Genomic DNA, 9,322 nt, shown 5'->3' with positions numbered 1-9,322 from the left:
GTACCCGCCCGGATTCACGGAACCGCAACACTGCCTCAACCTACGCCGACGCGACGCCCCTTAGCGTGCGAGGTACCCATGAACAGGCGGAGGTGACGGTGAACGCGACCACTGCGCGCCGCCGCGTGGCGCCCGTCGCCGTCCTCGCCCCGCGCCGCCGGGTCCACCTGTACACCCGGGCCCACATCGACCTGCGACGGGTGGCCGGAGCCCTCTGTCGTTCCTGACGCGCCGCACGCCACCGGACCCCCCGCGCGAGGGCCGGTGCTCACCCACGGTCGATCAGGAAGGCCCCCTTTCCGTGTCCCACCCCTCTCCTCTCCACCTCGCCGTCGCCCTCGACGGCGCGGGCTGGCACCCGGCCGCCTGGCGCGAGCCCGGCGCCCGGCCCGAGCGCCTGTTCACCGCCGGATACTGGGCCGGTCTCGTCACCGAGGCCGAGCGCGGCCTGCTCGACTTCGTGACCATCGAGGACTCCCTCGGCCCGCAGTCCGCCGACCCCGCGGCGCCCGACGACCGCACCGATCAGGTACGGGGCCGCCTGGACGCGGTGCTCGTCGCCTCCCGGGTCGCGCCCCTGACCCGGCACATCGGGCTCGTGCCGACCGTGGTGACCACCCACACCGAGCCGTTCCACATCTCCAAGGCGATCGCCACCCTGGACTACGTCAGCGCCGGGCGCGCGGGCGTCCGCGTACAGGTGTCGGCACGCCCCGACGAGGCCGCGCACTTCGGCCGCCGCGAACTGCCGTCCATCCGCCCCGAGGAGTGGGACACCCCGGCCGGACAGGAGCTGAGCGCCGAACTCCTGGCCGAGGCCGCCGACTACGTGGAGGCGGTGCGCCGCCTGTGGGACAGCTGGGAGGACGACGCGGAGATCCGTGACGTGTCCACCGGACGCTTCATCGACCGCGACAAGCTGCACTACATCGACTTCGAAGGCGCCCACTTCAGCGTCAAGGGCCCCTCGATCACCCCCCGGCCGCCACAGGGGCAGCCCCTGGTGAGCGCCCTGGCGCACCAGAGCCTGCCGTACCGGCTGGTGGGCGGCTCGGCCGACATCGGCTTCGTCACCCCGCACGACACCGGCCAGGCGCGCGCCGCCGTCGACGAGATACGGGCCGCCCAGGACGCGGCGGGCCGGGCGGGGGAGCGGCTGCACGTCTTCGCCGACCTGGTGGTCTTCCTCGATACCGAGCAGGCGGCGGCCGAGGACCGCAAGGCCCGCCTCGACGGCCTCGCCGAGTCCCCGTACACCAGCGACGCGGAGGTGTTCACCGGCACGCCCGCACAACTGGCCGACCTCCTCACCGCGTGGCAACGGGCCGGGCTGAGCGGCTTCCGGCTGCGCCCCGGCGTGCTCGGCCACGACCTGGCCCAGATCACCCGGGGTCTCGCGCCCGAACTCCGGCGCCGGGGCGCCTTCCGCGACGCCTACGAGGCGGACACCCTGCGCGGGCTGCTCGGGCTCGCCCGCCCCGCCAACCGCTACGCCGCCGCCCGCGCGGGAGGAGCACCCCAGTCATGAGCAGGAACCTCGCAGGCCCCACGTCCGCCGCCCCGGCCTCCGGCGCGCGCGTGAAGCAGATCCACCTCGCCGCGCACTTCCCCGGCGTCAACAACACCACCGTATGGAGTGATCCGCAGGCCGGGAGCCACATCGAGTTCAGCTCCTTCGCCCACTTCGCCCGCACGGCGGAACGGGCCAAGTTCGACTTCCTCTTCCTCGCCGAGGGGCTGCGGCTGCGCGAACAGCACGGGCGGATCCACGACCTGGACGTGGTGGGGCGCCCCGACACCTTCACCGTCCTGTCCGCGCTGGCCGCCGTCACCGAACACCTCGGCCTGACCGGCACGATCAACTCCACCTTCAACGAGCCCTACGAGGTGGCCCGCCAGTTCGCCAGCCTCGACCACCTGTCGGGCGGGCGCGCCGCCTGGAACGTCGTCACCTCCTGGGACGCCTTCACCGGCGAGAACTTCCGGCGCGGCGGCTTCCTCCCGCAGGACGAGCGCTACTCCCGCGCCAAGGAGTTCCTGAGCACCGCCAACGAACTCTTCGACGCCTGGCACGGCGACGAGATCGTCGCCGACCAGGAGTCCGGCGTCTTCCTCAAGGACGCGCGCGCCGGGTCCTTCGCCCACCAGGGACGGCACTTCGACATCGCGGGCCGGTTCAACGTGCCGCGCAGCCCGCAGGGCCGCCCGGTGATCTTCCAGGCGGGCGACTCCGACGAGGGACGCGAGTTCGCCGCGGCGGGCGCGGACGCCATCTTCAGCCGGCACAGCACCCTCGACGCGGGACGCGACTTCTACGCCGACGTCAAGGGGCGCCTCGCCCGCCACGGGCGGCGCCACGACCAGCTCCTGATCCTGCCCGCGGCGACCTTCGTCCTCGGCGACACCGACGCCGAGGCGCGGGAGCGGGCCAGGGAGGTGCGCCGCCTGCAGGTCAGCGGCCAGACCGCGATCAAGTACCTGGAACAGGTGTGGAACCGCGACCTCTCCGGCTACGACCCCGAAGGACCGCTGCCCGGCATCGACCCCGACCCCGGCGAGCACACCGTCGCGCGCGGCCGGGCCAGCGTACGGATGTTCCGCGATCCGCTCGCCGTCGCCCGGCAGTGGCGCGAGCGCGCGGAGGCGGAGAACCTCTCGATCCGCGAGCTGGTCATCGAGACCACCGGACGCCAGTCGTTCATCGGCTCACCCGCCACCGTCGCCGAGACCCTCCTGGTCCCGCACATCACCCCCACCGGCCTGGACGAGTTCGCCGACACCGTGGTCCCGCTGCTCCAGGAGCGCGGGGTGTTCCGCCACGACTACACCGGCACCACCCTCCGCGACCACCTCGGCCTCGACCACCCCGACGACCTGCGGGGCGAGGTCACCGGCGGCATCCCGGCCGTGCCGGACACCCGGCGGGCCGCCTCGTGAAGTTCCTGGCCATCACCCTCATCGCACACGCCCCCGACCCGGTGACGGGCATCCGGAGCAGCACCAGCGAGCGCTTCCGTGAAGTCATCGACAACGCGCTGCTCGCCGAGGAGCTCGGCTTCGACGGCTTCGGCGTCGGCGAACGCCACGAACGGCCCTTCATCTCCTCCTCGCCCCCGGTCGTGCTCAGCCACATCGCCGCACTCACCTCCCGCATCCGCCTCTTCACCGCCGTCACCACCCTCAGCCTGCTCGACCCCGTGCGCGCCTACGAGGACTACGCCACCCTCGACCACCTCTCCGCCGGACGCCTGGAACTGATCATCGGCAAGGGCAACGGCACCGCCCAGCGCGAGCTGTTCGACGTCACCCCCGACGACCAGTGGGAGCGCAACGCCGAGAGCTACGAGCTGTTCCGCCGCATCTGGCGGCAGGACAAGGTCAGCGCCACCCCCCGGTTCCGGCCCGCCCTCGCGGAGGCCGAGGTGTGGCCAAGACCCCTGCAACAGCCCATCCGCGTCTGGCACGGCAGCGCGACGAGCCGCGAGTCGGTCGACCTCGCCGCCCGCCACGGCGACCCGCTCTTCTCCGCCAACGTCACCCACCCCATCGGGCCCTACGCCGAACTCATCCGCCACTACCGCGAACGGTGGGAGCACCACGGCCACGACCCGGCGGCGGCCGTCGTCGGCGCGGGCACGGCGGGCTACTACGCGGCCCGCACCTCACAGGAGGCGGTCGCCGCCTACCGGCCGGTCTTCGAAGGACATCTCGCGCTCCAGAAGCGCATGGGCGTCGAGCCGGTCTTCCCCACCCTGGAGGACTTCGTCGAACGCAGCTCGGCCCTCATCGGCAGCCCCCAGCAGGTGATCGAGAAGGTGCACCGCTACCACGAGCGGTTCGGGCACAGCGTGCTCCACCTGCACGCGGACGCGGGCGGACTCACCACCGCCCAGCACCGCGCCTCCCTCGAACTCTTCCAGTCCGGGATCGCCCCGGCCCTGCGCCGCGACCTCCCCGACCCGCCCTTCCCGTGGGCCCCGGCGGGCGCCGCCCAAGAACCCGCACTCGCGGCACCCCACACCCCCTGACCACTGAGGAGCACCCGAATATGTCCGGCATCCCTCTCGGGGTCCTCGACCTCATCCCGATCCCGTCCGGCGCCACCGCCGCCGACGCCCTGCGGAACACCATCGACCTCGCCCGGCAGACCGAGCGGTTCGGCTACAGCCGGTACTGGTTCGCCGAGCACCACCTCAACCCGGGCGTCGCCGGGTCGTCGCCCGCCGTCGTCATCGCACTCACCGCCGCCGCGACCTCCACCCTGCGCATCGGCTCCGGTGCCGTCCAGCTCGGCCACCGCACCGCGCTGTCCACCGTGGAGGAGTTCGGGCTCATCGACGCCCTGCACCCCGGACGGCTCGACCTGGGCCTCGGCCGCTCCGGCGGACGCCCCTCAGGAACGACGGCGGAACCCCGGCCCGCCACGACCCCCGTCGTCGACGGCCGCGCCCCCAACGGCCTCCGCATCCCGGCGCGCTTCTCACCCGCCCACCTCCTCGACTCACCGCGCTTCCAGCTCCAGCAGAAGCTGCTGCGGCAGCCGGAGGCCCGCGCCCAGGACTACGGCGAGCAGGTCGACGACATCCTGGCGCTGCTGCGCGGCGACTACCGCTCGGCAGACGGCGTCGAGGCGCACGCCATCCCCGGTGAGCACGCCGACGTACAGGTGTGGATACTCGGCAGCAGCGGCGGCGAGAGCGCCGAGGTCGCGGGCCGCAACGGACTCCGCTTCACCGCCAACTACCACGTCAGCCCCGCCTCCGTACTGGAGGCGGCCGAGGGCTACCGCGCCGCGTTCAAGCCCTCCGGCGGCCTCGACAAGCCCTACGTCAGCGTCTCCGCCGACGTCGTCGTGGCCGAGGACGACGCGACGGCCCGGGAGCTGGCCGCCGGTTACGGCCCCTGGGTCCGCAGCATCCGCAGCGCCGAAGGCGCCATTCCCTTCCCGACCCCGGCGCAGGCCCGCGCCCACCGGTGGACCGAGGCCGACCGGGAACTGGTCGCCGACCGCGTCGAGACCCAGTTCGTCGGCTCACCCGGCCGCGTCGCCGACCACCTCGAACAACTCCAGGAGGCCACCGGCGCCGACGAACTGGTCATCACGACCATCACCCACGACCACACCGACCGGGTGCGCTCCTACCGGCTCCTGGCGGAGGAGTGGCAGCGCAGGTGAGACCGGCCCCATCCGGTCGGCGCAGGGCTCAGCGGAGGGGTTGGACGGGCCGCATCCGCCACAGCTGGTCCGCGTTCGCGGTGCGGTCCCACTGCTCCGCCTGGGCCCCTTCGTCGGTGCTCTGGCCGCGGATGCCCAGGTACTTGCCGCTGCGCAGGTTGGCGAGCGTGTAGACGCCGTCCTGTGCCGGACCCTGCGGTGTCATGGCCCACGTGTGGAACTTGTACCCGTCGCAGGAGAACTGGTTGGCGTTGGCGCCGTTGTCCAGGCTTCCGTTGCTGATGGCCAGGCACCTGCCGCTGTTCTCGTTGACGACGGCGGCCGTGCCGTCGCCCAGTTCGACGACCTGCCAGCGCTGGTCGGGGCTGTTGGCGCAGGTGCGCTGGACGGCGCGGGCCCCGTCGGCCCTGCTTTGGTCGAGGATGCCGAGGCACTTGCCGCTGTGGGTGTTGTGGAGCGTCGTGCCCCACTGCGGGGGCGGCTGCCGCTGGGCGAAGAGCGAACCGGGCTGCTGGTCGCAGGTCCACTGCCGCAGCGCCGCCCCGTCGGCCTTGGCGGACTCGGTCACCTCCAGGCAGCGGGGCTCGGCCGAGGTCATGGTCTGGAAACCGACGCCCTCGCCGATGGGCACGATCCGGAAGCTGACGGCGGTGCCGCTGCCGCACGCGGCCAGCCGAAGTGCCGCCCCGGCGGCGGGACTTCCGTTCTCCACGGCGACGCAGGTACCGCTCACCGCGCTGACGATGTTGACCGCGTCGCTCGCCGCCCCGGAGGCCTGGAGATACCAGCGGGCGGCGGGCTTCCCGAAACAGCGCCCCTGGCGCACCGGCTGCCCGAGCGCGGACTCGGGGGTCTCCACACAGAGGCCGCTGTGCGGACTGACGATGTTCACCACCTGGGCGGAGGCCAGGCGCCCCGCGAGAGGCGGTGCGACGGCGTGCGCGGGCACTCCGAGGGCCGCTACGAGCGCGGCGCACAGCAGGGCGACCGCGAGACCGGCTCGCGAGCGCCGTGTCCGCACCGTACTTCTCCGCCCGCGCGGGGCGCCGGCCTGCGTAGTCATCCGAAGAATCTCCCTTGCGTACGAGGCAGCCGCCGGGGCGGGGACGGAGGTCCGGGCGATGGTGCGGCAACACGATGGCAGGGCGGAGTGACGGGTCTCTGACGCGCCGCTGACACGGCGGTCGCCTCTAGAGCCAGTCGTGCTCCCGTGCGTAGCGTGCCGCCTCGTGGCGCGTTCGGGTCTGCGTCTTCTGCATGGCGTTGGAGAGGTAGTTGCGTACGGTGCCCTGCGCCAGGTTGAGGCGGGCGGCGATGTCGGCGACGGAGTAGCCCTCGCCGGTCACCCGCAGCACGTCGATCTCCCGGTCGGTGAGCGGGCAGTCGTCGACCACGGCGAGCGCGGAGACGTCCGGGTCGATCCACCGCTTGCCCTGGTGCAGGGTGCTGATCACCGTCGTGATGTGCGCGGGCTCGGCGGACTTGCTGACGAAGCCCTGGACGCCGAGTCGGAGTGCCTTGCGCAGCACGCCGGGCCTGGCGTGGCGGGTGAGCATCAGGACCACCTGCTCCGGCCGCTCCCGGCGGATCTCCGCGACGGCGCCGAGCCCGTCGACCCCCGGCATCTCCAGGTCGATGACGAGGACGTCGGGCCGGTGCCGCAGCGTGGCCCGGACGGCGGACGCGCCGTCGTGCGCCTCGGCGAGCACGGTGATGTCGCCCTCCAGGGGCAGCAGCGCCGCCAGCGCCTTACGGAGCAGCGCCTCGTCGTCGGCGAGTACGACGGTGGTCATCGGGCGGCGTCCTTCCGGCCGGTGGGCGGGGCTTGCGCGGGGAATTCCGCGGCCGTCACGAAGCGTCCTTCCTGCTGTTCCACGGTCAGTTCACCTCCGTTGTCGCCGACGCGTTCCCTGAGGACGGCGAGGCCCCGAAGGCCGGGGAGGGGCGCCCGCCGCGCACCGTCGTTGACGATGGTGATGCCCGTCTCCGACAGCGTGATGCGGACCCGGGTGGCCTCGGCGTGCCGCAGGATGTTCGTCGTCGTCTCGCGGAGCACCTGACCCAGCAGTTCGTCGACCCGCCCGTCGACCTCGGCCTCGCGGTTGACGCGTACGCGGATGCCCGCCGCCTCGAAGAGGTTCTTGGCGTTCTCCAGCTCCACCGAGAGGTTGAGCCGCCGCTGCGCGTAGGCGAGTTCCTTGGTCTGGCTGATGGTGTCGCCGACCAGCGCGTGCACCTCCCGCAGCTCATCCTCCACACGCTCGATGTCGGTGCGCACCAGCTTCTCCGCGAGCGTGACCTTCAGCTTCACCACATGCAGGGTGTGGCCCTGGATGTCGTGCAGATCGCTGGCGAAGCGCACGCGTTCGCGGATGACGGCAAGCTCCGCCTCGCGCTCCCGCGACCGCTCGACGATCTCGTAGAACCGCTGGTTGGCGAACATGAAGCCGGTCGCGACCACGGTGACGGCGGTCGGGATGAGGACGTACGTGAGCAGGTCGCCGGGTACGTCGTCCCGTGACACGAGGAGTTTCGCCGCGCCCACCGCGGCCACGTACCCGACGAGGGCCAGGGTCGCCGCGCGCCGGTGGTGCGACAGCCCGGACAGGAGATAGGGGCCGACGATCAGGAGGCCGTAGAACGCCGTGTGGCTGTCGGTCACCAGCACCCCGAAGGGCCATACGGCCGCCACCACGACCAGACAGGGGAGCGCGACGCGTGAGGTGTCGCCCGTCGTCCACCGCTCCACGAGCACCAGGGCCGCCAGCACCCCGAGGGCCAGGACGCACGCCTCCCACCAGGACCTGGCGTCGACCTTGATCAGGACCGCGCCGACGATCGCGAGCGGCGGGATGATCGTGACCAGGTGCCAGCGGCGGAGCTGCCCCTGCGTCGTACGGGCGTCCGCCGGGCCGAGCAGCGCCGTCCGGCGCGCCGGTCCCTCCGGTCGGCCGCCCACGTCAGGCACCGGCCGACGCGGCGGTCGCCGTCGGCGGGACGGTCGCCGCCGGCAGGGTGGGGGGACTGAGCAGCATGGGCGGATCTCCCGTGGCGAGCGAGCGTCGAGCGTGGTGGGCGGGGGCGGACAGAGGGGTCTGCCGGGCAGTATTCTTCCCGCCGCGCCGGTGGCACCAGTGACACCACGTCATGGGTTCACCCGAGGAATGTCATGGTCAAGTACTGACACCAGGGCACTGCCGGGAGGCCGCGACGGCGGCTGAAATCGAAGCATGACCCCCACACCAGTCATCGACGTCGACCGCCTCAACCTCAAGTACGGCGACTTCCACGCCGTGAAGGACCTGTCCTTCCAGGTCAGGAAGGGTGAGCTCTACGCCCTGCTCGGCACCAACGGCGCCGGTAAGACCTCGACCCTGGAGACCGTCGAAGGGCACCGCGCGGCCACCTCGGGCACCGTGCGGGTCTTCGGGAAGAACCCGCGCGACCGGCGCGCCGTCCGGCACCGCATGGGCATCATGCTCCAGGAGAGCGGCTTCTCCCCGGACCTCACGGTGCGGGAGTCGGTACGGCTGATCGGAAAGCTCTCCCAGCGGGTGGACCGGGCGGAGCGCGTGCTCAGCGTCGTCGACCTCACGCACAAGGCGGGCACCAGGGTCTCCCAGCTCTCCGGCGGCGAGAAGCGGCGCCTGGACTTCGCCACCGCCGTCTACGGAAGCCCCGAACTGATCTTCCTGGACGAGCCCACGACGGGCCTGGACATCCAGTCGCGGGACGCCCTGTGGGACGCCGTGGACAAGCTGCGCGAGGACGGCTCCACCATCGTGCTCACCACGCACTACCTCGAAGAGGCCCAGCAGCGTGCCGACCGCATCGGGCTCATGCACACGGGCGCCTTCCACCAGGAGGGGACCGTCGCCGAGCTGACCCGGACCCTCCCGGCCGTCATCCGCTTCGCCCTCCCGGCGGGCGCTCCCGCGCTGCCGCTCGCGGCCAGGCGCGAGGCGGACGGCGGCTTCGTCGTCGAGACCTTCACCCTCCAGAAGGAGCTGCACGCTCTGCTCGGCTGGGCGCACGCCAACGGCGTCGAACTGCTCGACCTGGCAGCCGGACCGACCCGCCTCGACGACGTCTTCCGCTCGATCGGCAACGCCGATTAGCACGCGCCGACCCCGCTCACCCCTCAGC

General features: G+C 72.4%; 9 protein-coding genes. 6 read left to right on the top strand and 3 right to left on the bottom strand.

What is annotated here, in order from left to right; genetic code table 11:
- The first annotated feature begins 98 nt into the window (after positions 1–98).
- The 5 genes from AB8Z36_RS24195 (at position 99) to AB8Z36_RS24175 (ending at position 5,176) form a co-directional block, all read left to right on the top strand.
- On the top strand, positions 99–227 hold the full coding sequence (locus tag AB8Z36_RS24195) for a putative leader peptide (RefSeq protein ID WP_369215475.1): 129 nt from the start codon (positions 99–101) through the stop codon (positions 225–227).
- Positions 228–301: 74 nt separating this feature from the next.
- Positions 302–1,528: an LLM class flavin-dependent oxidoreductase gene (locus AB8Z36_RS24190; RefSeq protein WP_369215474.1), complete on the top strand. Its 1,227-nt coding sequence runs from the start codon at positions 302–304 to the stop codon at positions 1,526–1,528.
- Positions 1,525–2,937, top strand: a complete 1,413-nt coding sequence (locus AB8Z36_RS24185) for an NtaA/DmoA family FMN-dependent monooxygenase (RefSeq protein ID WP_369215473.1) — start codon at positions 1,525–1,527, stop codon at positions 2,935–2,937. The genes AB8Z36_RS24190 and AB8Z36_RS24185 overlap by 4 nt, the downstream gene beginning before the upstream one ends.
- Complete coding sequence (locus tag AB8Z36_RS24180) at positions 2,934–4,028, top strand: LLM class flavin-dependent oxidoreductase (protein ID WP_369215472.1); 1,095 nt, start codon at positions 2,934–2,936, stop codon at positions 4,026–4,028. The genes AB8Z36_RS24185 and AB8Z36_RS24180 overlap by 4 nt, the downstream gene beginning before the upstream one ends.
- Before the next feature lie 20 nt (positions 4,029–4,048).
- On the top strand, positions 4,049–5,176 hold the full coding sequence (locus AB8Z36_RS24175) for an LLM class flavin-dependent oxidoreductase (RefSeq protein ID WP_369215471.1): 1,128 nt from the start codon (positions 4,049–4,051) through the stop codon (positions 5,174–5,176).
- 28 nt (positions 5,177–5,204) lie between these two features.
- Here AB8Z36_RS24175 and AB8Z36_RS24170 read toward each other — a convergent pair whose 3' ends face one another.
- From AB8Z36_RS24170 to AB8Z36_RS24160, 3 genes are all read right to left on the bottom strand, one after another.
- On the bottom strand, positions 5,205–6,239 hold the full coding sequence (locus AB8Z36_RS24170; RefSeq protein ID WP_369215470.1) for an RICIN domain-containing protein: 1,035 nt from the start codon (positions 6,237–6,239) through the stop codon (positions 5,205–5,207).
- A gap of 127 nt (positions 6,240–6,366) precedes the next feature.
- Positions 6,367–6,969 carry a response regulator transcription factor gene (locus tag AB8Z36_RS24165; protein WP_369215469.1) on the bottom strand — a complete coding sequence of 201 codons (603 nt, stop codon included), beginning with the start codon at positions 6,967–6,969 and terminating at the stop codon, positions 6,367–6,369.
- The gene (locus AB8Z36_RS24160) at positions 6,966–8,135 is read right to left on the bottom strand and encodes a sensor histidine kinase (protein ID WP_369215468.1); all 1,170 of its coding nucleotides are present in this window, start codon (positions 8,133–8,135) and stop codon (positions 6,966–6,968) included. Before AB8Z36_RS24160 ends, AB8Z36_RS24165 begins: the two co-directional genes overlap by 4 nt.
- A gap of 271 nt (positions 8,136–8,406) precedes the next feature.
- Between AB8Z36_RS24160 and AB8Z36_RS24155 the strand changes: the two genes are divergently transcribed.
- Positions 8,407–9,294 (top strand): ABC transporter ATP-binding protein, encoded by an 888-nt coding sequence (locus AB8Z36_RS24155; RefSeq protein ID WP_369215467.1) that lies wholly within the window; start codon positions 8,407–8,409, stop codon positions 9,292–9,294.
- Positions 9,295–9,322 lie beyond the last annotated feature (28 nt).

Source organism: Streptomyces flavofungini, assembly GCF_041028215.1.
GTDB classification, from domain to species: domain Bacteria; phylum Actinomycetota; class Actinomycetes; order Streptomycetales; family Streptomycetaceae; genus Streptomyces; species Streptomyces flavofungini_B.
Note: the sequence above shows the minus strand (reverse complement) of the source record. Positions and strands in the feature narration are given on the sequence as shown.